The organism is Haemophilus sputorum CCUG 13788 (assembly GCF_000238795.1).
Lineage (GTDB): Bacteria > Pseudomonadota > Gammaproteobacteria > Enterobacterales > Pasteurellaceae > Haemophilus_A > Haemophilus_A sputorum.
This window is the reverse complement of record NZ_AFNK01000053.1, coordinates 161,456-184,645: the sequence shown is the minus strand read 5'-3', so window position 1 is coordinate 184,645 and position 23,190 is coordinate 161,456. Positions and strand designations below refer to the sequence as shown.

22 protein-coding genes are annotated in these 23,190 nt (G+C 38.9%); 7 read left to right on the top strand and 15 right to left on the bottom strand.

What is annotated here, in order from left to right; genetic code table 11:
- Positions 1-15: 15 nt before the first annotated feature.
- The 6 genes from hflC to pgsA all read right to left on the bottom strand — a co-directional run bounded on the left by hflC (position 16) and on the right by pgsA (position 6,580).
- The gene (gene hflC / locus HSP_RS0107645) at positions 16-903 is read right to left on the bottom strand and encodes a protease modulator HflC (protein WP_007524857.1); all 888 of its coding nucleotides are present in this window, start codon (positions 901-903) and stop codon (positions 16-18) included.
- Positions 903-2,096, bottom strand: coding sequence for an FtsH protease activity modulator HflK (gene hflK, locus HSP_RS0107640; RefSeq protein WP_007524161.1), 1,194 nt, complete (start codon positions 2,094-2,096; stop codon positions 903-905). The genes hflC and hflK overlap by 1 nt, the downstream gene beginning before the upstream one ends.
- Before the next feature lie 162 nt (positions 2,097-2,258).
- Entirely contained in the window at positions 2,259-2,576 is a 318-nt protein-coding gene (gene trxA, locus HSP_RS0107635; protein WP_007525543.1) for a thioredoxin, read from the bottom strand.
- A gap of 134 nt (positions 2,577-2,710) precedes the next feature.
- Positions 2,711-4,003 (bottom strand): nucleobase:cation symporter-2 family protein, encoded by a 1,293-nt coding sequence (locus HSP_RS0107630; protein WP_007524633.1) that lies wholly within the window; start codon positions 4,001-4,003, stop codon positions 2,711-2,713.
- Positions 4,004-4,148: 145 nt separating this feature from the next.
- The gene (uvrC, locus tag HSP_RS0107620; RefSeq protein ID WP_010129744.1) at positions 4,149-5,987 is read right to left on the bottom strand and encodes an excinuclease ABC subunit UvrC; all 1,839 of its coding nucleotides are present in this window, start codon (positions 5,985-5,987) and stop codon (positions 4,149-4,151) included.
- A 41-nt stretch (positions 5,988-6,028) separates the two neighbouring features.
- Positions 6,029-6,580, bottom strand: coding sequence for a CDP-diacylglycerol--glycerol-3-phosphate 3-phosphatidyltransferase (gene pgsA, locus HSP_RS0107615; protein WP_007524739.1), 552 nt, complete (start codon positions 6,578-6,580; stop codon positions 6,029-6,031).
- A 154-nt stretch (positions 6,581-6,734) separates the two neighbouring features.
- On the opposite strand from pgsA, the gene HSP_RS0107610 reads away from it, so the two are divergent.
- From HSP_RS0107610 to greB, 5 genes are all read left to right on the top strand, one after another.
- On the top strand, positions 6,735-7,400 hold the full coding sequence (locus HSP_RS0107610; protein WP_007525525.1) for a Bax inhibitor-1 family protein: 666 nt from the start codon (positions 6,735-6,737) through the stop codon (positions 7,398-7,400).
- Positions 7,401-7,449: 49 nt separating this feature from the next.
- The gene (locus tag HSP_RS0107605; protein ID WP_010129743.1) at positions 7,450-7,785 is read left to right on the top strand and encodes a TusE/DsrC/DsvC family sulfur relay protein; all 336 of its coding nucleotides are present in this window, start codon (positions 7,450-7,452) and stop codon (positions 7,783-7,785) included.
- Between the two features lie 118 nt (positions 7,786-7,903).
- Positions 7,904-8,716: a 5'-nucleotidase, lipoprotein e(P4) family gene (locus HSP_RS0107600; protein ID WP_007524638.1), complete on the top strand. Its 813-nt coding sequence runs from the start codon at positions 7,904-7,906 to the stop codon at positions 8,714-8,716.
- Between the two features lie 96 nt (positions 8,717-8,812).
- Positions 8,813-10,099 carry an aminopeptidase PepB gene (gene pepB / locus HSP_RS0107595; RefSeq protein WP_010129740.1) on the top strand — a complete coding sequence of 429 codons (1,287 nt, stop codon included), beginning with the start codon at positions 8,813-8,815 and terminating at the stop codon, positions 10,097-10,099.
- Positions 10,099-10,587, top strand: coding sequence for a transcription elongation factor GreB (greB, locus tag HSP_RS0107590; RefSeq protein ID WP_007524353.1), 489 nt, complete (start codon positions 10,099-10,101; stop codon positions 10,585-10,587). The genes pepB and greB overlap by 1 nt, the downstream gene beginning before the upstream one ends.
- A gap of 68 nt (positions 10,588-10,655) precedes the next feature.
- On the opposite strand, the gene HSP_RS0107585 is transcribed toward greB, so the two are convergent.
- Positions 10,656-11,681 (bottom strand): glycosyltransferase family 9 protein, encoded by a 1,026-nt coding sequence (locus HSP_RS0107585; protein ID WP_007523978.1) that lies wholly within the window; start codon positions 11,679-11,681, stop codon positions 10,656-10,658.
- Positions 11,682-11,783: 102 nt separating this feature from the next.
- Here HSP_RS0107585 and HSP_RS0107580 point away from each other — a divergent pair, with 102 nt between their 5' ends.
- Positions 11,784-12,806, top strand: a complete 1,023-nt coding sequence (locus tag HSP_RS0107580) for a glycosyltransferase family 9 protein (protein WP_010129738.1) — start codon at positions 11,784-11,786, stop codon at positions 12,804-12,806.
- Between the two features lie 67 nt (positions 12,807-12,873).
- On the opposite strand, the gene rpmE is transcribed toward HSP_RS0107580, so the two are convergent.
- The 7 genes from rpmE to potA all read right to left on the bottom strand — a co-directional run bounded on the left by rpmE (position 12,874) and on the right by potA (position 20,028).
- Entirely contained in the window at positions 12,874-13,086 is a 213-nt protein-coding gene (gene rpmE / locus HSP_RS0107575; protein ID WP_007524365.1) for a 50S ribosomal protein L31, read from the bottom strand.
- Positions 13,087-13,301: 215 nt separating this feature from the next.
- Positions 13,302-15,233 (bottom strand): threonine--tRNA ligase, encoded by a 1,932-nt coding sequence (gene thrS / locus HSP_RS0107570; RefSeq protein ID WP_007524996.1) that lies wholly within the window; start codon positions 15,231-15,233, stop codon positions 13,302-13,304.
- Positions 15,234-15,534: 301 nt separating this feature from the next.
- Positions 15,535-16,536 carry a Holliday junction branch migration DNA helicase RuvB gene (gene ruvB / locus HSP_RS0107565; RefSeq protein ID WP_007524975.1) on the bottom strand — a complete coding sequence of 334 codons (1,002 nt, stop codon included), beginning with the start codon at positions 16,534-16,536 and terminating at the stop codon, positions 15,535-15,537.
- Between the two features lie 37 nt (positions 16,537-16,573).
- A complete protein-coding gene (ruvA, locus tag HSP_RS0107560) occupies positions 16,574-17,179 on the bottom strand; it encodes a Holliday junction branch migration protein RuvA (protein WP_007525177.1) in 606 nt (201 codons plus the stop codon).
- A 119-nt stretch (positions 17,180-17,298) separates the two neighbouring features.
- Positions 17,299-18,066, bottom strand: coding sequence for a spermidine/putrescine ABC transporter permease PotC (gene potC / locus HSP_RS0107555; RefSeq protein ID WP_007525438.1), 768 nt, complete (start codon positions 18,064-18,066; stop codon positions 17,299-17,301).
- Positions 18,066-18,926, bottom strand: coding sequence for a spermidine/putrescine ABC transporter permease PotB (gene potB, locus HSP_RS0107550; RefSeq protein ID WP_010129737.1), 861 nt, complete (start codon positions 18,924-18,926; stop codon positions 18,066-18,068). Before potB ends, potC begins: the two co-directional genes overlap by 1 nt.
- Entirely contained in the window at positions 18,916-20,028 is a 1,113-nt protein-coding gene (potA, locus tag HSP_RS0107545) for a spermidine/putrescine ABC transporter ATP-binding protein PotA (RefSeq protein WP_007525377.1), read from the bottom strand. Before potA ends, potB begins: the two co-directional genes overlap by 11 nt.
- Positions 20,029-20,264: 236 nt before the next feature.
- Here potA and rep point away from each other — a divergent pair, with 236 nt between their 5' ends.
- Entirely contained in the window at positions 20,265-22,289 is a 2,025-nt protein-coding gene (rep, locus tag HSP_RS0107540; RefSeq protein WP_010129736.1) for a DNA helicase Rep, read from the top strand.
- Between the two features lie 61 nt (positions 22,290-22,350).
- On the opposite strand, the gene HSP_RS0107535 is transcribed toward rep, so the two are convergent.
- On the bottom strand, positions 22,351-23,103 hold the full coding sequence (locus tag HSP_RS0107535; protein ID WP_007524559.1) for a TatD family hydrolase: 753 nt from the start codon (positions 23,101-23,103) through the stop codon (positions 22,351-22,353).
- Positions 23,104-23,190: the final 87 nt, after the last annotated feature.

Genomic DNA, 23,190 nt, shown 5'->3' with positions numbered 1-23,190 from the left:
GTCTTTTAGATACAACTATTTTGTTGGTGATTTCATAAAACGTAAGAAATCGCTGTCAGGTTTCACAATCAACATATTTGATTGACTTTCAGTAAAGCTTGCTTCATAAGCTTTTAAGCTACGCATAAACGCATAGAATTCAGCTTCACTACCCAAAACATTGGTATAGATTCTCGCCGCTTCAGCATCACCAGCACCTTGAAGTTCTTCAGCTGTTTTCTTCGCATTCGCTTCAATTAAAGTTACTTTCTTATCTACTTCAGCACGAATAAACTCTGCTTTTTCTTCCCCTTGCGAACGGTGTTCACGTGCGACCGCATCACGCTCTGCACGCATCCGTTGGTAAATAGAAGAAGACACTTCATTTGGCAGGTTAATTTGCTTAACGCGAACATCTACCACTTCAATACCTAATTTTTCAGCACCGCTTTCACCACTGTTTAAAGCTTTTTGTGCACCAGCCATCACTTCACCGCGTGAGCCTGAAACAATATCTTTAATAGTTCGGGAACCGATCTCTGAACGAAGACGATCATTCACTTTACTGCGTAATAAATCTTCCGCCTTTTGGTAATTCCCGCCCGTTGAAGTATAAAATTGTCCAAAATCGCTAATTTTCCATTTTACATAAGAGTTGACGAGTAAGTCTTTTTTCTCAACTGTAATAAAACGCGCTTCTTTCGGATCAAGTGTCTTAATACGTGCATCTAAACGTTTCATGCTATCAATAAACGGCACTTTAAAATGAAGACCCGGATCATAGACAACCACTTTTTGCTCCGCATCACGCTGAACTTTATTAAAGCGTAGCATAATGCCACGTTCGCCTTCAGACACAATAACAATAGATTGAAACAGTACAAAAGCACATATCGCTATCACAGGTAATAATAATTTACGCATTAAAATCTCCCCTTGCGAACACTTTCAACAGTTTGGGCTACTGGCTGTACGCTTTTTTCAACGACAACTGGCGTAGGTGCAGTGTTCTCCACATTTGAAGGTGGTTGTACAGGTTCTTTTTTCACCTCTTGCACACTATTTTTATTTAGCATCTTATCTAATGGTAATACGTTTAATTGTGATGAGCCTTCCATCACAACTTTTGGTGTATTTGCCATCACTTTTTCCATTGTTTGTAAATACAAACGCTCACGCATCAACTCTGGTGAAGCCTTGTATTCAGGCAATAATTTCGCTAAGCGAGCGGCTTCCCCTTTCGCTTCTAATACGACTTTTTCTTTATAAGCCGTTGCTTGTTCAATAATGCGTTGTGCTTGACCGCGTGCTAGCGGTTCTTTTCCACGAGCATAAGCCTCAGCTTCACGAATTAAGCGTTGTTCATCTTCTTGCGCTTTAATCGCATCATCAAAAGCAGCTTTCACTTCTTCTGGTGCGCGCGCATCATCTAAGTTTACTGCGATTACGGCTAAGCCCATATCGTAAGCATTGATAATTTTATTAAGCTCTTCACGCGTTTTTTCACTGACCGTTGTTCGCCCAGTGGTTAAAATATCGTCCATTTTCATATGGCCAACCACATAACGTAACGCACTATCAATTGCTTGTCTTAAGCTATCTTCAGGATTATCTACCTTAAATAGATATTTAGCTGGATCTTCAACACGATATTGCACAGTCATTTCAACCTGCACCATATTTTCATCTTGGGTCAACATTGCCCCTTTGGTGCTTAATGGCGTGACTAATTGCACATTGACTGAACTCACACTGTCAATAAATGTAGGTTTCCAGTTTAAACCCGGCATAACAACTTCATGTAATTTACCAAAACGTGAAACCACACCACGTTCCGCTTCTTGCACGGTATAAAAACCCGAAACACCCCAAACCACAGCAGCGATACCTAAAATAGCAGGTAAAAATTTGCCGAATGTAAACGAAGACGGATTATTTCCATTGTTATTACTACCACCCATTTTTTTTAATAAGCTAGAAAATGCTTCTTCTAAATCAGGTGGTTGTTGATCATTCTTTTGCTTTGGCTCTTGTGCCGAACCTTGTCCTTGTTGTTCAGACCTCTTTTGTCCTGGTCTTCCCCAAGGATCTTGATTGTCTGATAAATGAAACGACATAAATTGCTCCCAAAAACATTTCAGGCCCAAAACAGGCATGAACAAAGATTGTACCTATTTGCGCTTGATTTTGCTAGGCTTTACCGAATAAAAGCGGTCATTTTTAACAATTTTTTTGCAAATAAAAAGGCGAGGATGCCTCGCCTGTAAAAAGAATTTTAATTATAGCGCTTGTTCAACAAATGCTGCTAATTGTGATTTTGGTAATGCACCTACTTGAGTCGCCACTACTTGACCATTTTTAAATAAAATTAATGTTGGAATAGAACGAATACCGAATTGCGCTGGAATTTGTTGGTTTTCATCTACGTTTACTTTTGCAATTTTTGCACGGCCAGCAAACTCTTCTGATAACTCATCTAAGATTGGTGCCACCATACGGCATGGACCACACCACGGTGCCCAAAAATCTAATAACACTGGGACATCTGATTGTAATACTTCTTGCTCAAATGTGGCGTCAGTTACTTGTAAAGTCATAGATACATCCTTAATTGAAAATTTAATGAATAAGAAAACGCCACCGCAAAATGCCTGTGGCGTTTGGTTGCGTGTAAGATAAGGGTAACCGAAAAAGATTTCAAGTGACTTTTTCCGATTACATCAATCAATAATTATGCTTTATCTTCTGGCAAAATTAAGTTCAGCACTAATGCCAAAATCGAACCAACCGTAATCCCTGAGCCAAAAACTTCTTTAAAGAAACTTGGTAATTTGTCTAATAATTCTGGGCGCGTAGTCACAGCTAAACCACAGCCAATGGAAATTGCAATAATTAAACCGTTACGTTTAGAACGCTCAACTTTGTCTAACATTTGAATACCGGCTGCAATAATCATTGCAAACATCATTAGCCCCGCACCACCTAGCACAGGGCTTGGAATAGATACAATTAACGCACCAAACCATGGGAAGATACCTGCGAAAACTAATAATATTCCCATAACAGTAACCACATGACGACTTGCTACACCCGTTAAAGAAATCACGCCAATATTTTGTGCAAATGATGAGAATGGTGTAGTAGACATAATTGCAGCAAATGCAGAACCTAAACCATCACAAAGTACCCCACCACGTAAGTGCTTACCGGTAATTTCAGTTTGTGTTGCATTACCTAACGCTAAAAAGTTGCCGCTAGATTCAACGATGGTAACCAAATAAGCAATAGACATTCCAATAATCCCCGAAATCGGGAATGCCAAACCAAAGTGAAGCGGTTGTGGAATCGCTACCGCATCTGCACTTTTAACCGCGCTGAAATCAATCAAGCCTAACGCCAATGACACGAGATAACCAATCATCATCCCAATCACTATTGCGGCTGCAGAAAAAATACCTTTCCCCCATTGTACTAAAATAACCACAAGCACTAACACAAAAGTTGCCATCGCTAAGTTTGCTGGATCAGCATAATGAGGATCACCTTTTTGCCCACCCGCAAACCAGTCGACCGCAACTGGAATCAAACTTAAACCAATCATCATAACCACGACGCCTGTAACCACAGGTGGGAAAAGTTTGCGTACATACGGCATAAAGAAACTGCCGATAATCATTACGAATGAACCAACCAACGATGCCCCTAAAATACCTGCAACACCGTGTTCACTAAATCCAATAGCAAGCGCTGCAGCCACAAAGGTAAAACTTGTGCCCATTACACTTGGTAAGCGAAGGCCAATCGGGCCAATTCCTCGACATTGAATAATGGTTACCACACCAGAAACTAATAAAGCAGCATTGACTAATACAATCGTATCTGGGGTCGGGAGCTTTAATACGTTACCAATCACTAATGGTACTGCGATAATGCCGCCAAGCGCAGCAAGAAGATGTTGGAGGGCTAAAAGAAGGGTTAATCCGAACGGTGGTTTAGCATCCACCGGATAGCGAAGTTGTTGCATAAGATCCTCAAAAGAAAAAAACTTGGCGCATTATACGGCTTTACCAAACATCACGCAAACGTTTGCTTATTTGAAATATAAAAAAACAAGCGGTCAAATTTTCAAACAATTTTGCGAAAATCTCTAAAAATTTAACCGCTTGTTATTAACTATTTTGTAGCGTATCAAAAATGACTTCTGCTAAGGCTTTAGAAATACCTGGCACGGATTGAATCTCTTCTAAGGTTGCAGATTTTACTCCTTGCATCCCGCCTAAATACTTCAATAATGCCTGACGGCGTTTTGCGCCTACGCCAGCAATCGACTCTAATCCACTTTCAGTAAACGCTTTTTGACGTTTTTTGCGATGCCCGCTGATCGCATGGTTATGCGATTCATCACGAATATGCTGAATAAGATGCAACGCAGGACTATCAATTGGTAAGTGAATTTCTTTATCCCACTTACTGATAATCAGCGTTTCTAAACCAGCTTTCCGCTCGACGCCTTTTGCCACACCGATCAGCAATGGCTTGCGCTTATCCCATTCAACCTGTAAACGATCGAAAACTTCTAACGCACGATTAAGTTGCCCTTTGCCTCCATCAATAAAAATAATGTCTGGAATTTTTTCAGGTGGAAGTGGCTTGTCATAACGTTTTAACAGTGCTTGCTCCATCGCCGCATAGTCATCTCCGCCAGTAATGCCTGTAATGTTAAAACGACGATAATCCGATTTTAATGGCCCATTTTCATCAAAAACCACGCAAGAAGCGACTGTTTGCTCGCCCATAGTATGCGAAATATCGAAACACTCCATGCGTTTAATCGCTGGCATTTTTAGCAAATCTTGTAAAGAATCATACCGCTTGCGAATGTTGTCATCTTGTTTTAATTGCAGTAACAATGCGGCTTCAGCATTGGTTCTTGCTAAGGCAAGATAACGATTCTTCTCTCCTCGTACGCTTTTATCAATAATGCTAACTTTGTGGCCAGCTTGCTCACTCAATAATTGTGACAAAGCTTCAGCATCAGAAAGTTTTTGATCGAGGATGATCTGATTTGGCATTGTTCGATGTGGATTCATCTGCAAATAAAACTGCCCAACAAAAGTATCTGCTAGTTCAGTTAAATCGGTATTATTCGGCACTTTTGGAAAATAAGAACGATTACCCAACACTTTGCCGTGGCGCACAAACAGAATATGCACGCAAGCTAGACCGTGTAAATACGCAATAGAGAGAATATCTAAGTCATCGATGCGATCATTGCTGACAAACTGTTTTTCTTGTACTGCGCGTACGGCTTGAATTTGATCACGAAAACGTGCAGCCGCTTCAAAATCTAAATCGGCAGCCGCGGTTTCCATTTTTTCTACCAAATGCTGTACCACTTGGCTATCCTTGCCTTGTAAAAATAACCGTACCAGATTCACTTGTTGCGCATAAGCCTCTTCACTGCAATAGCCTTCGACACAAGGCGCTAAACAACGCCCAATTTGATATTGCAAACACGGCCGAGAACGGTTTTTGTAATAGCTATCTTCACATTGTCGAATAGGAAATAACTTTTGTAATAAATTCAAACTCTCACGCACTGCACCAGCATTCGGATAAGGGCCGAAATACTCACCAGCAACTTTTTTGCTCCCACGAAAAGACATTACACGTGGATGTTTGTGCTTGGTTAATAAGATATAAGGATAAGATTTATCGTCACGCAGTAAAACATTATATTTCGGCTGATTTTCTTTGATGTAGTTATGCTCTAACAGCAATGCTTCCGTTTCAGAATGGGTAATCGTCGTTTCAATATGCGCGATGTTAGCAACCAGTGCTTCGGTTTTCTTACTAGCAAGCTGGCTACGAAAATAGCTTGAAAGGCGCTTTTTGAGATCTTTGGCCTTACCAACATAGATAATCGTATTGCTGGCATCATACATGCGATAAACACCAGGCAAATGCGGGACATCCGCAAGAAAGGATTTAGAATCAAATTCAGACATAATAATAAAAAAATCCCCTTCGTCAAAGAAGGGGGAAATCATTAGAATTTTAATAAGCTTGATTTGGAGGCTTGTAAATATTGCAGCATCGACCAAATCGTCAAAATAGCTGCCACATATAATAGAATAAAAGCTAAAATTTCCATAAATTCACTTTGGCGCCATAACATGCCACCAAGTGCGAGCATTTGTGCGCTTGTTTTAACTTTCCCCCAAATAGAAACCGCCACACTTGCTCGCTCTCCAATTTCCGCCATCCATTCTCGCAATGCTGAAATTAAAATTTCCCGTCCAATCATAATACAAACTGGAATCGTCACCCACCATGTATGGTAATACTCCACCACACAAACAAATGCCACCGCCACTAAAACTTTATCCGCAACTGGGTCTAAAAATGCACCAAGACGAGTGGTTTGATTCCACTTACGGGCAAGATAACCATCAAAAGCATCTGTTATTGAAGCAATAAAGAAGATCAACGTTGAAATTTCAGGCGCATACCATTGCGGCGGCAAATAAAACGCCATCACAAAAAGCGGAATGAGCACCACTCGAAACAGGGTTAAATAGGTTGGAAAATTTAGTTTCATAATGCAAAGTTGCGGAGGTTAATTTTTCGATGAAAGTGTATCATATATTTTGCAGATTTTTCGATTGACTTTAATAGTATTTACCGATAATTTGTACAAGATTTATTTAGATCAAATCTATTGTGATCCAATTCTTATTTAATACGGAGAAATTATGGAAAATCGTTTAGCGCATAGCAGCGCACAATCTGAATCGCTATTATCAACGCATAAAGTACTTCGTAATACTTACCTTTTACTTAGTATGACGTTGGTTTTCTCATCTGTAATCGCTTTTGTTGCGATGTCAATGAACGCACCAGCACTACCATGGTGGGGCGTACTTGCTGGCTTCTATGGTTTATTATTCCTAACCAATGCAACAGCTAACAGTGGCGCAGGCATTTTAAGCGTGTTCGCTTTAACCGGCTTTTTAGGTTATACCCTAGGCCCAATTTTAAACCGCTATTTAGGTGCAGGTTTGGGTGATGCTGTCGCATTAGCATTAGGCGCAACTGCATTAGTTTTCTTTGCATGCTCTGCTTACGTGTTAACCACCAAAAAAGATATGTCGTTTTTAAGCGGCATGATGATGGCACTATTTGTGGTGTTATTAGTGGGTGTGATTGCCAATATTTTCCTTCATATCCCAGCATTAAGCTTAGCGTTATCAGGTTTATTTGTCATCTTCTCAAGCGGTGCAATATTACTAACCACAAGCAATATTATCCACAATGGTGAAACGAACTATATTCGCGCAACCGTAGATTTATATGTTTCACTGTATAACTTATTCGTCAGCTTCTTACAAATCTTCGGCGTATTAAGCAGCGACGACTAATCACTAAATCTAATATAGGAGAGTGCCACAATTGTGGCACTTTTTATTGATGCATACTATTTCACTTAATGATCAAAACTACCCGACTGATGAAGCGGGTTACCTCAAAAACCTTTCAGACTGGTCTGAAGCCTTAGCAGAAAAAATCGCTGAAAAAGAACGGATCCTATTAACACCAGAACATTGGGAAATTATTTATTTAGTGCGTGATTTCTACGAGGAATATCAAACCTCTCCCGCCATTCGTATGCTTGTTAAAGCAATGGCACAGAAATTCGGCGAAGAAAAAGGCACTAGCCGATACTTACAACGTCTATTTCCTGATGGCCCAGCCAAACAAGCTACAAAAATTGCTGGATTACCCAAACCTGCAAAATGCTTATAAAATTAGACCGCTTGTTTGTAGCCTAAATTTTATAGACAGTGATCCTCAAAAGGAGTAACATTTCACACATTCATTATTAAATCGTTTTTTCATTTCACACTAGCAAAAGGAAATTACTATGAAGCAATTCAAACTTTCTCTTATGGTTGTTACCACAGCATTAGCTATTTCAGCTTGTACCTCTAAACCTGTGCACCACGCTGAAACACAATTACAGCAACAAGCAGTAATGGGTATTAACTGGATGCAAGAATCAGGCGAATATCAAGCATTAGCATACCAAGCATTTAACAGCGCAAAAGTTGCATTCGACCAAGCAAAAGTAGCAAAAGGTAAGAAAAAAGCCGTGGTAGTAGATTTAGATGAAACCATGGTAGATAACAGTGCTTATGCAGGCTGGCAAGTGAAAAACAACCAACCATTTGGTAGCGAAAGCTGGACGCGTTGGGTTAACGCGCGTCAAACCCCTGCAATTCCAGGTGCAGTGGAATTTAACAACTACGTTAACAGCCACAAAGGTACCGTGTTCTATGTTTCTAACCGTAAAGATGACGTAGAAAAAGCCGCAACTATTGATGATATGAAAAAAGAAGGCTTTACCGGTGTAAGCGAACAAACGTTATATTTGAAAAAAGACAAATCAAACAAATCTGAACGTTTTGCTGATATTGAAAAACAAGGCTATGAAATTGTTGTTTACGTAGGTGATAACTTAAACGACTTCGGCGATGCAACTTATAAAAAATCTAACGCAGAACGTCGTGATTTCGTCAAAGCAAACCAAGCAAAATTTGGTAAAACATTCATCGTATTACCTAACCCGAACTATGGTGACTGGGAAGGCGGTTTAGCGAAAGATTATTACAAAGGCGATGCACAAAGCCGTGTAAACATCCGTATGAACGCAATTCGTGCGTGGGACGGTAAATAATCTCCTCTCTCTTTTCAAGCGGTCGGATTTATCTCTATTTTTGCAAAATAACGATAAAATCTGACCGCTTTGTTTTTTTAAGGACTTCTTATGACGATGCAAATTTCGCTTTCAACAACATCTGCACCTGAACAATGGGGTAAAAATGCGCTCCTCTCTGCAAATGAATTAGGCATGACAATTCATGTTAAAGATTTTGACGATCACAGTGCTATTCAACGTGCAGCAAGAAAAATTAAATCTCAAGGAATTGAACAAGTCGCCCTTAACGGTGAAAACTGGGGGCTAGAACAATGTTGGGCATTTGAACAAGGTTTTTACAGTGTAAAAAATCCAGGAAACGTGCAATATCCAGTATTGTCAAAACAAGCTGAATTTGAACAACGTCGTCAATGCACAGCTTTCTTGCGTGATGTGATTAACGCCCCTTCTGATGAACTTACGCCCCAATTATTAGCAGAAAAAGCAGCACATTTCTTAACAGAACAAGCTAAGTCTGTAGGGTTAGAAAATGCCATTAACTATAAAATCATTTCAGGCGAAGCATTGCGTGAGCAAGGTTATGTTGGGATTTGGACTGTCGGAAAAGGTTCTGCCAATCCACCAGCGATGTTGCAGTTAGATTTTAATCCAAGTAACGATCCGAATGCCCCTGTACTGGCTTGCTTAGTTGGCAAAGGCATTACTTTTGATACTGGCGGCTACAGTTTAAAACCAAGTGACTCTATGAGCACCATGCGCACTGACATGGGAGGCGCCGCGTTAATGACGGCTTCTCTAGGTTTTGCGATTGCTCAAGGCTTAACTCAGCGCGTTAAATTATACCTCTGCTGTGCAGAAAATATGGTTAGCCATAATGCCTTCAAATTAGGCGATATTATTCGTTACCCGAATGGCGTAAGCGTGGAAGTGTTAAACACGGATGCAGAAGGTCGCTTAGTATTAGCTGATGGCTTAATTGAAGCCGATAAACAAAATGCCAAAATGTTAATTGATGCCGCAACGCTGACTGGCGCAGCCAAAGTTGCTGTTGGCAACGACTACCATAGTGTACTTTCTCTAGATGATCAGCTAGTTGATGCGCTGTTTGATGCAGCGAAAACAACACAAGAACCATTCTGGCGTTTACCTTTTGAAGCGTTTCATCGTCATCAAATTAGTTCGCAATTTGCAGATATTGCTAATATTGGTTCAGTGCCTGTTGGTGCAGGTGCAAGTACGGCTACCGCATTTTTATCTTATTTTGTGGAAAATTACGCCAAAAATTGGCTACATATTGATGCTTCTGCCACTTTCCGTAAAACGCCATCTGATTTATGGGCGGCAGGTGCAACGGGCTTAGGTATGAGAACGCTTGCACAATTATTATTGAGTAAAGCGTAATGTCAAAATCAAATTACATCACCCGATCAGGCTGGCAAGCATTAGATCAAGAACTTAAGTTTTTGTGGAAAGATGAACGCCCTAAAGTCACGCAAGCTGTTTCTGATGCAGCCGCTTTAGGTGATCGCAGTGAAAATGCCGAATATATTTACGGAAAACGTCGCTTGCGTGAAATTGATCGTCGTATTCGTTTTCTATCTAAACGGCTAGAAGTGTTGCAAATTGTGGATTATCACCCGAAGCAAGAAGGCAAAGTCTTCTTCGGCGCTTGGGTAGAATTAGAAAATGAAGAGGGAGAACTCAAACAATACCGCATTGTAGGTTGCGATGAGTTTTCTCCTGCCAAGAACTGGATTTCAATTGATGCCCCTGTCGCGCGAGCTTTAATCGGTAAAATCGAAGGAGATGAGATTGAAGTAGCCACCCCAAACGGAAAAGCATTTTTGTATGTAAACCGAATTTGGTACGAAAAAGAGAATCTGTACTAATCAACAAGCGGTCATTTTTCTTAATCATTTTGCAATAGCAAAAGAGGAAAGAAAAATGACCGCTTGAATTAGGCTAAATTGGCTTTAACTTGCTTAAAGTCAACTTCATTCACACTCTTATCAAAGCGAATAATCTGTGTTTTAGCTGAATTATTCGGCTGCCAATGCACAAAGTTTTCTTCATCTAAACTATAAAAAGCCACTGTCGGTTTATGAAAACCGCTAGCAATATGCACAATCGCCGTATCTGGAGAAACCACCATTTTTGAATGTTTGATCAACTCAATCGTATCAAAAACGGTTTGTGTTTTCTCAAATATAAAAACATTCGCATAACGCTTGGCTAGTGCCTTCATTTTTTCTGTTACAGCTGGAAAAGTTAGTAACACAATGGATTTTGTTTGCGCTGATAAATGATTTAGCAAAGCGACCATTGAATCTTCATTAAAACGGCGCGCTGAGCCCGCTCCAAAAAAATTCACAGCAACATAATCTTCTAATTGATGTGCTACTAAAAATTCTGCAACTGCTTGAGAAGACTGAGCATTGCTTGGCATATCATATTCCGTGTTAATATGCGAAAAACCAGCGATTTCTAATGCTTGACGATAAATTTCAACATAATGAACTGACTGTGCAGGAATATTCCGATCAAATAATTGATAATCTTCTTTTTGATAACCAATATAAGATTTAGCGCCTATCGTGCGTAAAAATAATAAATCGCGATTACGCAAAGTTAAGGTTGGATCAATCACTACATCATATTGCTCAGCCGCAAGTTTCTTACCACAACGGTAATAATCTAGGATATCTTTCGTTTTCACTAAATATAATGCATCAATATTCGGATTTTGCTCAAACAAGTATGCATTTTGTGCAGAACACACTACCCCAATTTTTGTTTGGGGAGATTGTTTTTTAATTTCACGAAAAACAAAAGAACTCACAATATAATCGCCAATTTTTCCATCTTGTCTTAAAAATAATATGCTTTTAGGGGGAAAAACGGGTGTAGCTTGCGTGTTCTTTTTATCTAAAAAACATTTTCCTAATTTTAGGCGATATTTTCTTAATATGAATTTTAAACGCATTATAGACTCTTTTAAATTCGCGCTATGTTGAAGTTATTCAATCTTCCTTAAGCCAAAAAACTTTGATATATTTTGTTAATACTATCATTAAAAAATTGAAATATGAAATCCTTAATCGCAAAGCTATTTGGGCATAAAAAAAAGAAATTGCCTATAGATTTAAACCAGTGTCAAAGCATATTACTTAAGCCAATTGGCAGCGCTGTGGGTGATACCATTGTTCATCTCGCTCACTTAAGACAATTAAAAAAAGCATTCCCGCATATTAAAATTGGCGTACTCGTAACACCACGTTGTGAGGCACTTTATAAAGCATCTCAAATTGTAGATACACTATTAACAGACAAAGCTTCTAGTTATCTTTCAGAGCGAAAAAAATGGGATCTTTATCTTGATTTTCTTCCCTCTTTTACCTCAAAAAGTATTATTTTAGATGCTTTACTTGCTCCTAAATGGGTAATCAACTTCGGCAAGCGGGCAAAAAAACACTACAATTTACAAACTGTGGAAAATTATGATGAGTCAGTACAGGTGCCAGATCGGACACATTTTAAAGATTATTTAAATTATACATCGTTTGCAAAAGCACTGAATCCTGAGGTTTGCTACGAATTACCACATTTCTCACTCGATCCAGAAAAATCTTATTGGCAAAATAACAATCGTGTAAAAATCTTACTGAACCCACAAGGCAGTACTCGTGCATTACCTGCATTAGAATTAAATCAATTGCTGGAAAATATTGATACCTCGCACTGTCAACTATTAATGACAAATACTCAAGGCAGTGAAGCCTATTTTAGCCAATTAACACCTATGGAAAATTTAGCGTTAGCGCCAAAAACCAATCTTTTCGAATATTTTGCGCTAATTGATTCCGCTGATATTGTGGTTTCTGTAGATGGTGGAGGGGTGCATATTGCTTGTGCGAAATGTAAACCATTGCTAGCATTTTACTCAAATAATGAGAAAACATTATATCAATGGGCACCAGCATCAATGAAAAATACGGAAATTTTGACACTTGTGGGTAAAGCGTTCTCTGAACATAATAATGATACTATGGGCTTTGATATGCAAATTGCTGCTGCTTGGCTTAATCAACAAATTGCAAAATTACAATAACCCCTAACTGTTTAATAGCAAAAAACCTCGCTTTAGCGAGGTTTTTTTCACATATAATTGATTAAAATTATTTTGTGCTTGGGATGCTGAAACGTTTGTTAAAACGTTCAACACGGCCACCAGTATCAACAACACGTTGTTTACCAGTGTAGAACGGGTGGCAGTTGCCACATACGTCTAAGTTTAAGTTTTTGCCCACTGTTGAGCGAGTTTTAACTACGTTACCGCAAGAACATGTTGCAGTAACTTCAGTATATTCTGGGTGAATACCTTGTTTCATGGAGAACCTCGTAAGAAGCCATATCGCTGCTTATCTTGTTTCAAAAGAACCGCTGATAAGTACCATATGTGATTAATAATACGCTAAATCTAAATTTAGCACCAAAAAGAGCCCGTATTTTATGTGAATTTCCTGTGGAGATCAACCAATAAATGAATAAAAACACCGCTGTAAATAGGCTTACAAGCGGTGTTTTTTCTTCAGGCTTTTACAAATTATTCTTCATTTAATAATTTAAGCTCACGTGCACGAACTTGGTTTTTCAAGATTTGAGCAAATTCTTCAACCGCGAATGTGCCTAAATCTGCCCCTTTACGGGTACGTACCGCAATCTTACCTTCTGCGATCTCTTTATCGCCACAAACCAGCATATAAGGTACACGACGTAAAGTATGTTCCCGAATTTTAAAACCAACTTTTTCGTTACGTAAGTCTGCTTTAACGCGTAACCCTAAATCTGAAAGTTGTTTTACTACTTTTTGAACATAATCTGCTTGGCTATCTGTGATGTTCATTACCACAGCTTGAACAGGCGCAAGCCATGCTGGGAAGAAACCTGCATATTCTTCGGTAATGATACCAATGAAACGTTCAATAGAACCTAAAATCGCACGGTGAATCATCACTGGTGTACGACGACCATTGTCTTCTGCGACATAAGAAGCATCTAAACGACCTGGTAAAGCAAAGTCTAATTGAACTGTACCGCACTGCCATTCACGACCTAAACAGTCACGTAATGCAAACTCAATTTTCGGACCATAGAATGCACCTTCACCTTCTTGGATTTCATATTCCAAACCATTATGCGCTAAAGCTGCAGCTAAGCCTGCTTCTGCTCTATCCCACATTTCGTCTGCACCGATACGGTTTTCTGGACGAGTTGAAAGTTTTACTGCAATGTTAGTAAAGCCGAAAGTACTATAAATGTCATATACCATTTTGATGCACGATGTTACTTCAGATTCAATTTGATCTTCAGTACAGAAAATATGCGCATCATCTTGCGTAAAGCCACGAACACGCATTAAACCATGCAATGAACCTGATGGCTCGTTACGGTGGCAAGAACCAAATTCTGCCATACGAATTGGTAAATCACGGTAAGATTTTAAACCTTGGTTAAAAATCTGAACGTGACCTGGGCAGTTCATTGGTTTGATCGCGTATTCACGGTTTTCAGATTGTGTAGTGAACATTAAATCTGCATAGTTTTGCCAGTGGCCTGTGCGCTCCCAAAGTACACGATCCATCATAAATGGACCTTTTACTTCTTGGTAATCGTATTCTTTTAATTTGGTACGAACAAAGGTTTCTAGCTCACGGAAAATTGTCCAACCATCATTATGCCAGAACACCATACCCGGTGCTTCTTCTTGCATATGATATAAATCTAATGCTTTACCAATACGGCGGTGATCGCGTTTTGCAGCTTCTTCTAAGCGAGTTAAATACTCTGCTAATTGTTTTTTATCTGCCCAAGCGGTGCCGTAAATACGTTGTAGCATTTTATTTTTGCTATCGCCACGCCAGTAAGCACCTGCAATTTTTTGCAATTTGAAGTGGTGACAGAAACGCATATTTGGCACATGCGGACCACGACACATATCAATATATTCTTCGTGATGATATAACGCAGGTGTTGCCGTGCGTTCAATATTTTCATCTAAAATAGCCATTTTGTATGGCTCATTACGCGCTTCAAAAGTATCTCTTGCTTCTTGCCAGCTGACGCGTTTTTTCACAACATCGTAGTTTGTTTTCGCTAACTCTAACATACGTTTTTCTAACGCATCTAAATCTTCTTGAGTAAGAGAGCGATCTAAATCTACATCATAGTAGAAACCATTTTCGATAGTTGGACCAATAGCCATTTTTACATCTGGGAATAATTGTTTAATGGCATGTCCTAATAAGTGTGCGCATGAGTGGCGGATAATTTCTAAACCGTCTTCATCTTTTGCAGTAATAATTTCAAGCGTTGCATCTTGGTCAATAATATCGCATGCATCGCGGCGTTCGCCGTTTACGCGACCAGCAATAGTTGCTTTTGCAAGTCCTGCACCAATAGATTGGGCAACTTCTAATACAGAAACTGGATTATCGAATTGGCGTTGAGAGCCATCAGGTAAGGTAATAATTGGCATTTTTTATCCTTTTACAGTGGTAACCCATACGAGAGGTTACTTGTTGATTAAAAATAAAAACCGCTAACAAGCGGTGGAATGTTAAATCATTTTTGCAAATTTACCCGTACAAATAGGTAATAAAGCGAACGAATTTTACCACAAATTTTAGCTTGAAAAAACAAGCGGTCGAATTTCTATAAGGTTTTGCAAAAGTTTACAGAAAGTTAAAACATCAAACCCTTTTTGAAATTTGTTACTACTTCTTTTCATTGAAATTGCAATATCACGCTTTTGGCAATTAAAAGCGTGATATTGCGCTTTAAACTCGCGTTCTTTTTAAATGTTCATAAGTACGATTAGTTGCGATTCGACCTCTTGGTGTACGCTGTAAAAAACCTTGTTGAATTAAATAAGGTTCTAACACATCTTCAATCGTGTCTCGCTCTTCACCGATCGCTGCTGCAAGGTTATCTAGCCCTACAGGCCCGCCATCAAAACGTTCAACAATGGCTTGTAACAATTTAATATCCATAAAGTCAAAGCCTTCAGGATCTACATCAAGCATCGCCAACGCCTGTTTAGCAATAGCTTCACTAATTTCACCATTGTTACGCACATCGGCATAATCTCGCACACGGCGCAATAAACGATTAGCGATACGCGGGGTGCCTCGTGAACGACGTGCCACCTCATACGCACCGTCTGCTGAGAGATTAAGATTAAGGCAATCTGCACTGCGTTTTACAATTGAGGTTAAATCCTCTACGGAATAAAACTCAAGGCGTTGAACAATACCAAAGCGGTCACGTAATGGCGAAGTTAAAGAACCGGCTCTAGTGGTTGCACCCACTAATGTAAAAGGTGGTAAATCTAATTTAATGGAACGTGCAGCTGGCCCTTCACCAATCATAATATCCAGTTGGTAATCTTCCATTGCGGGATAAAGCACTTCTTCAATCGCTGGCGATAAGCGATGAATTTCATCAATAAATAGCACATCGTAAGGCTCTAAATTCGTGAGCATTGCCGCCAAATCGCCCGCCTTTTCCAATACTGGGCCTGAAGTGGTACGAATATTTACTCCCATTTCATTGGCAACAATGTTGGCAAGCGTAGTTTTACCCAATCCTGGTGGGCCAAAAATTAAAAGATGATCTAACGCCTCATTACGTAGTTTGGCTGCTTTGATAAAAATTTCCATCTGCTCTCGCACAGATGGTTGTCCAACATAATCTGCCAAAAGTTTAGGACGAATGGCACGATCAATGACTTCTTCTTCCCGCTTTGGTGCGGCACTAATTATTCTATCTGCTTCAATCATTTTGCAAAAATTTTGTTATTTTTAACCGCTTGTTAAACTAAAGCGCAGCTTTTAAGGCATCACGAATTAACTGCTCGCTCGTTGAGTCAGATTTATTCACTTTCTTAATCATTTTCTCTGCATCAGCCGGCTTATAGCCTAATGCAATTAACGCATCTCTCGCTTCATCTGCTGGATCAGTACTATGGCTTGCAACAATCGTATCAACATGATGCTCTTCAAAGAAATCACTTTGGCTCATACCTTTGAATTTACCTTTAAGCTCAACTAATAAACGCTCTGCGGTTTTACGGCCAATACCTGGAATTTTAGTTAATTTCGCCAGTTCTTCATTTTCTACTGCAGTAGCAAATTGTGAAACTGACATAGCAGATAAAATCGCAAGCGCTAATTTTGGCCCAATACCGTTGGTTTTAATCAGTTCACGAAATAAAGTACGATCCTGTTTTTGCGCAAAACCAAATAATAAATGCGCATCTTCACGCACTACTAAGTGAGTAAAAATGGTAGCGTCATCCCCAACTTGAGGTAAGTTGTAAAAACTGGTCATCGGCAATAACACTTCATAGCCAACACCTTGTACATCAATAACCATTTCAGGCGGCTGCTTTTCAATAATTTTGCCGTGTAATCTTCCAATCATGCTTATTTTCCATTAAAAAAATTGGCATCAGTATAGCAGAAACTGGATAAAAGAACACTAATAAAGCCATTGATTACGGATAAAAAAATAGCCCACTTTCGTGGGCTATTTCGTCTCTATTAAACTTTTTTTCTAACCACTAACTGGCTTAATACAACCAAAGTTAACGAGAAAACAATCATAATCGTTGCTAGTGCATTTACCTCTGGTGTTACGCCGGTTTTTACTAAGGAGAAGATCTTCAATGGTAACACCTCATAACTTGGACTAGTCACGAAAGAAGAAACTACAACATCATCTAGTGAGATCGTAAAACTTAATAACCAACCTGAAATAATTGAAGGTAACGCTAATGGTAAAATAATTTTACGTAAAATTGTGACTTCACTTGCACCTAAATCTTTGGCTGCTTCAAGCATTTTACCATCGAAATCGCTTAAACGTGATGAAACAGTAATTACGACATAAGGTAAACAGAATGTAATGTGCGCAATTAAGAGTGATAAGAAACCTAGTTTCACACCAATAATCATAAAGAGCACTAACATAGATACCGCCATAACAATATCTGGCGACATCATGACGACGAATAACATTCCACCAACAAATTGTTTACCACGGAATTTATAGCGATATAACGCAATTGAAGTTAATGCACCTAAAATTGTCGAAAAAGTTGCTGCAAAAAACGCAATTGTAATTGAGTTCGTTGTCGCGTTAATTAACGTATCATTTGCAAATAAACGCTCATACCAGTTCCAGCTAAAGCCTTTCCAATGCAAACCATAACGGTCTTCGTTAAATGAGTTCACCACCAAAATAATAATTGGAATATAAAGGTAGGCAAACACCGCGAACATAAAAAGATTTCTAAAGGTCTTTTTCATTATTCAAGCTCCACCTTTTTATTCAATAATTTATTTGCACGGTAGTAAACGTATAACATTAGCGCCATTAAAATAGTTAAAGCAATACTTACTGCAGAACCTAATGGTAAGTTATTTGTATTTAAGAACAAGCTCTTAATAATGTTACCAATTAACGGCGTTTTACCGCCACCTAACAAGTCTGCTACATAGAACATCCCCATCGCAGGTAACAACACTAATAGACAGCCTGAAACAATACCCGGCATTGTTAATGGAATCGTTACACGGATGAAACGTTGGAATGCATTAGCACCTAAGTCTTTTGCTGCCTCTAATAAACGGTTATCAATTTTCTCAATTGAAGAATAAAGCGGTAAAATCATAAATGGTAATAGGATATAAACCAAACCAATGATAATAGCCAATTCTGAGTTCAATAAACGTAATGGCTCATCAATTAAACCTAGCGATAATAATGTTTCGTTTAATACCCCTTTTACGCCTAAGAAAATCTTAATGCCGTAAATACGGATCAGTGAGTTCGTCCAAAATGGCAATACCACCAAAAATAATAAAATTGGGCGATATTTTGCAGGCATTTTTGCAATCATAAAGGCAAATGGATAGCCAATAATTAAGCAGAAAAATGTTGCAATTGCAGACATTTTAAACGAGTTCCATAACACCGTTGCATAGGTATCATTAAACAACGCTTTATAAGATTCCAAACTGAAACTGAAATCAACAAAATATGCACTTTGACGGTTTTCAGTCAGAAAACTAATAATTAGTACCAAAACATTCGGTACTAACACAAAAAGCAACAACCAACCAAAAATGGTGGCAACTGTGCCTTGTTGGAATTTATTATTCGTCATCGCCTAAGACAACCTCCCAGCCTTCGTGCCATGTTAATGCCACTTTTTGACCAACTTCATGGTCAATATTAGGATCATCTTCATTAAAGAATTCACTTACTAATACGTTCATGCCATTATGATCAAGTTTTACGCTTGATTCTAATGTCATCCCTTTATAGTTACGATCCATAATGTGACCGATAATGGCTTTTGAGCTTTCATCTTCATCTAACTCTTCAATCACAATATCTTCAGGACGTAATAATACTTTCAGTTTTTGATTCGGCTGAACATCAAGATCTTCAACTTTAATATGACAAATTCGACCTTCAACATTCGCCTTCACATTTTTACTGTCCACACGTTCAATCACGGTTGCATCAAATACGTTGATCTCACCGATGAAGCGTGCCACAAATAAATTACGTGGTTCTTCATAAATCTCACGAGGTGTGCCGTCTTGTGCAATCTTACCGCCATTCATCACGATAATACGATCAGACATTGTTAACGCTTCTTCTTGGTCGTGAGTCACGAAAATAAAGGTAATACCTAATTGACGTTGTAATGCTTTCAACTCATTTTGCATCTCTTTACGCAATTTATAGTCAAGCGCAGAAAGCGATTCATCTAATAATAAAACTTTTGGTTTATTTACCACAGCACGTGCGATAGCGATACGTTGTTGTTGACCACCTGAAAGTTGCGCAGGTTTTTGTTCCGCACGATCTTCAAGACGCACCATGCGTAAAGCTTCCATAACACGTGGTTTAATTTGTTCATTTGGTACCTTTTGCATACGTAAACCAAATGCCACATTTTCAAAAATGGTCATATGTGGGAATAACGCATAACTTTGGAAAACAGTATTTACTGGGCGTTGTTCTGCCGGCACGTTAGATACATCTTGACCGTCCAAAATAATCGACCCGCCTGTTAATTCTTCAAAGCCAGCGATTAAACGCAATGCTGTTGTTTTACCACAACCTGAAGGCCCTAAAATAGTTAAGAATTCCCCATCATTAATCGTGAGGTTTAAATCTTTAAGAATCGTTTTGCTACCATAGCTTTTGGTAACGTTGCGAAGTTCGATGATTGGTTTGTTATCTAACTTTTCCATCTACTGTTGTTTTCTCCAAAATCGTTGAGGAAAAAGGCAAAGGCAGTTACTGCCCGACAAAATAAATTGACTTACTATGATATAGCGAATAGCCCCACATGAAAAGGGAAATTTCCCTAAAATGTCTCAACAAGCGGTAAAGTTTGCAGAATTTTTTGCAAATTTACCGAGAAATTAGACCGCTTGTTTCCTTTTCGCTAAAATAACCCAAAATTCTTATTCTTCATCTCATCCTCATGAAATTAAATCATCAACAACAACAAGCCGTAGAATATATAAATGGCGCTTGCCTTGTGCTTGCGGGCGCAGGTTCTGGCAAAACGCGCGTTATTATTAACAAAATCGCTCATCTGATTTCACAATGTGGTTATTTACCAAAACAAATTGCCGCAGTAACTTTTACCAATAAAGCCGCCCGAGAAATGCGTGAGCGCGTGGCACACTCTATTGGCAAAGAGCAAAGTAAAGGGCTAACCATTTCAACCTTCCATACACTAGGTTTTGAAATTTTAAAGCGCGAACATAAGTTGCTTGGCTTTAAATCCGGTATGACGTTATTTGACGAACATGACCAACTGGCATTACTCAAACATCTCTTGCCGGAAAATGTTGCTGAAGATAAAGATTTACTCAAAGCACTGATTTCAACTATTTCAAATTGGAAAAACGACTTACTTTCACCAGAAATGGCGGTACATCACTGCAAATCTGAACGAGATCGCGTTTTTTCACACTTTTATCAACTCTATCAAAATCAGCTTAAAGCCTATAATGCGCTAGATTTTGATGACTTGATTATGCTACCTGTTTTGCTCTTTCGCCAATTTCCTGAAGCCCTTGCACATTGGCAACAGAAAATTCGCTATCTATTAGTTGATGAATATCAAGACACTAACACCAGCCAATATGAGTTAATTAAACTGTTAGTCGCGAGCCATAAAAATTTTACTGTGGTAGGAGATGATGACCAGTCCATTTATTCTTGGCGTGGCGCAAAGCCTGAAAATATGCAACGTTTACGCGAAGATTTTGACTTAAAAGTGATTAAACTTGAGCAAAATTACCGCTCAAGCCAACGTATTTTGCATTGTGCCAATATTTTAATTGATAACAATGAACATATTTTTGATAAGAGAATCTTTTCTGAATTAGGCGAAGGCGAAAAACTCAATGTGATTGAAGCCAAAAATGAGGAACATGAGGCTGAACGCATTGTGGGAGAAATTATTGCCCACCGTTTCTCGAAAAAAACCAAATACAAAGATTACGCCATTTTATATCGTGGCAATCATCAATCACGCTTGTTAGAAAAATTGCTAATGCAAAACCGTATTCCATATAAAATTTCTGGTGGAACCAGCTTTTTTTCACGAACGGAAATTAAAGACATGATGGCGTATTTACGCCTAGTGGTAAATCAAGACGATGATGCTGCTTTTTTACGAATTGTAAACACGCCTAAGCGAGAAATTGGTGCAGCAACCTTAGAAAAACTTGGCTTGTTAGCAAATGAAAAACAAGTAAGTTTATTTGAGACCATTTTTGATTTTGAGCTGATTCATCGTCTTACGCCAAAACCGTATCAAGCATTACAAGATTTTGCTCGCTGGATTGTAGAAATTGCTGATCAAGCTGAACGTGCTGATCCTATTGAAGCAATTAAAGATTTGCTTGCCAAAATTCAATACGAAGCCTATTTATATGAAACCGCTGTTTCGCCTAAAGCCGCAGAGATGCAAAGCCGCAATGTGCAAACGCTATTTGAATGGGTTCAATCTATGCTAGAAGGCAATGAAATCGAAGAACCTATGAATCTCGTGCAAGTGGTAAACCGCCTAACCTTGCGCGATATGTTAGAACGTGGCGAAGATGATGATGAAGCCGATCAAGTCCAGCTGATGACCTTGCACGCCTCAAAAGGATTAGAATTTCCACACGTTTTCTTAATTGGTATGGAAGAAGGGATTTTGCCGCATCAAACTAGTCTGGATGAAGATAATGTAGAAGAAGAACGCCGTCTTGCTTATGTAGGCATTACGCGAGCGCAGCAAACGCTAACATTTTCGCTTTGTAAAGAACGCCGCCAGTACGGTGAAATTATCAAACCGGAACCAAGCCGCTTCTTGCTTGAATTACCACAAGACGATTTAGTCTGGGAAAATGAAAAACCACAAATGACTGAAGAACAAAAAGTGGAAAAAACCTCAGCGAATATCGCCAATCTTATGGCAATGTTGAAGGCAAATAAAAAATCAGGTTGATTCAAAGCCAATAAAAACGGAGCATTTTAAATTTACAAAAATGCCCCGTTTTTCCGTTTTCTTATACTCTCCCATACAACCGCTGATAATTCTGCCTAATTTGCGAGCAAATCTCACTTTTAGATTCTGTTCTTAATATCGATAATTGCGTCAATATTGCTTGTAATTGCTGTGAAATACTCGCATTTTCCAAACCTTCGTGTTGCCACGGGCTGTCAGTTTCAATCAGTAATCGATCAAGCGGTAAATTTTGGGCAATTTTTTGCGTTTTCGGATTCCACAAAATATCTGGTGTAACACTGGCAAAATAAGGAGTACGAAGAAAACGTTCAAACGAATCATCATCCGTTTTAAACCAATGGAAATGAGCATATTGAATTTGATATTTTTCCAGCAAATCCAACATTATCTCGACATCATCATGCACGATATGCAAATTTAACGGTAAATTTAACCGCTTGCTTAACACAACAAACAGCTCTAATAAAGCAAGATAGGGCTGATAATCCAGCTTAGGATTCTGTCGTTTTAGATAATGCGGTAATCCCACTTCACCAATAGCGGCCAAATTTGCTTGATTTGTTACGATCCAATCAAATAATGCTTGTTGCTGTGTATCATCAATTAACGTCTGTTCAGGATGAAAGCCCGCTGCCATTTGAATTTTTGGAAAATACTGTTTTAATTCCAATAACTTTTCCGCACTCACCAAATCTGTACTGACTGCCAATACCCCTTGCAACAAAGGATCACTCACTATCTTTGCTATTTGTCTTGCTGTAAGTTGCTCTAAATGAATATGGCTATCAAACATTCCACGCCCCTTTTGAATGACAGATAAATAATAAAAAACGGTGTAATTTTGCAAAATTTTACAAAATTACACCGCTTATTATCGCTT

What these genes read in the sequence shown, in the direction of transcription:
- hflC (WP_007524857.1), bottom strand. Translation starts at nt 903, where the DNA reads ATGCGTAAATTATTATTACCTGTGATAGCGATATGTGCTTTTGTACTG.
- hflK (WP_007524161.1), bottom strand. Translation starts at nt 2,096, where the DNA reads ATGTCGTTTCATTTATCAGACAATCAAGATCCTTGGGGAAGACCAGGA.
- trxA (WP_007525543.1), bottom strand. Translation starts at nt 2,576, where the DNA reads ATGACTTTACAAGTAACTGACGCCACATTTGAGCAAGAAGTATTACAA.
- HSP_RS0107630 (WP_007524633.1), bottom strand. Translation starts at nt 4,003, where the DNA reads ATGCAACAACTTCGCTATCCGGTGGATGCTAAACCACCGTTCGGATTA.
- uvrC (WP_010129744.1), bottom strand. Translation starts at nt 5,987, where the DNA reads ATGTCTGAATTTGATTCTAAATCCTTTCTTGCGGATGTCCCGCATTTG.
- pgsA (WP_007524739.1), bottom strand. Translation starts at nt 6,580, where the DNA reads ATGAAACTAAATTTTCCAACCTATTTAACCCTGTTTCGAGTGGTGCTC.
- HSP_RS0107610 (WP_007525525.1), top strand. Translation starts at nt 6,735, where the DNA reads ATGGAAAATCGTTTAGCGCATAGCAGCGCACAATCTGAATCGCTATTA.
- HSP_RS0107605 (WP_010129743.1), top strand. Translation starts at nt 7,450, where the DNA reads ATGCATACTATTTCACTTAATGATCAAAACTACCCGACTGATGAAGCG.
- HSP_RS0107600 (WP_007524638.1), top strand. Translation starts at nt 7,904, where the DNA reads ATGAAGCAATTCAAACTTTCTCTTATGGTTGTTACCACAGCATTAGCT.
- pepB (WP_010129740.1), top strand. Translation starts at nt 8,813, where the DNA reads ATGCAAATTTCGCTTTCAACAACATCTGCACCTGAACAATGGGGTAAA.
- greB (WP_007524353.1), top strand. Translation starts at nt 10,099, where the DNA reads ATGTCAAAATCAAATTACATCACCCGATCAGGCTGGCAAGCATTAGAT.
- HSP_RS0107585 (WP_007523978.1), bottom strand. Translation starts at nt 11,681, where the DNA reads ATGCGTTTAAAATTCATATTAAGAAAATATCGCCTAAAATTAGGAAAA.
- HSP_RS0107580 (WP_010129738.1), top strand. Translation starts at nt 11,784, where the DNA reads ATGAAATCCTTAATCGCAAAGCTATTTGGGCATAAAAAAAAGAAATTG.
- rpmE (WP_007524365.1), bottom strand. Translation starts at nt 13,086, where the DNA reads ATGAAACAAGGTATTCACCCAGAATATACTGAAGTTACTGCAACATGT.
- thrS (WP_007524996.1), bottom strand. Translation starts at nt 15,233, where the DNA reads ATGCCAATTATTACCTTACCTGATGGCTCTCAACGCCAATTCGATAAT.
- ruvB (WP_007524975.1), bottom strand. Translation starts at nt 16,536, where the DNA reads ATGATTGAAGCAGATAGAATAATTAGTGCCGCACCAAAGCGGGAAGAA.
- ruvA (WP_007525177.1), bottom strand. Translation starts at nt 17,179, where the DNA reads ATGATTGGAAGATTACACGGCAAAATTATTGAAAAGCAGCCGCCTGAA.
- potC (WP_007525438.1), bottom strand. Translation starts at nt 18,066, where the DNA reads ATGAAAAAGACCTTTAGAAATCTTTTTATGTTCGCGGTGTTTGCCTAC.
- potB (WP_010129737.1), bottom strand. Translation starts at nt 18,926, where the DNA reads ATGACGAATAATAAATTCCAACAAGGCACAGTTGCCACCATTTTTGGT.
- potA (WP_007525377.1), bottom strand. Translation starts at nt 20,028, where the DNA reads ATGGAAAAGTTAGATAACAAACCAATCATCGAACTTCGCAACGTTACC.
- rep (WP_010129736.1), top strand. Translation starts at nt 20,265, where the DNA reads ATGAAATTAAATCATCAACAACAACAAGCCGTAGAATATATAAATGGC.
- HSP_RS0107535 (WP_007524559.1), bottom strand. Translation starts at nt 23,103, where the DNA reads ATGTTTGATAGCCATATTCATTTAGAGCAACTTACAGCAAGACAAATA.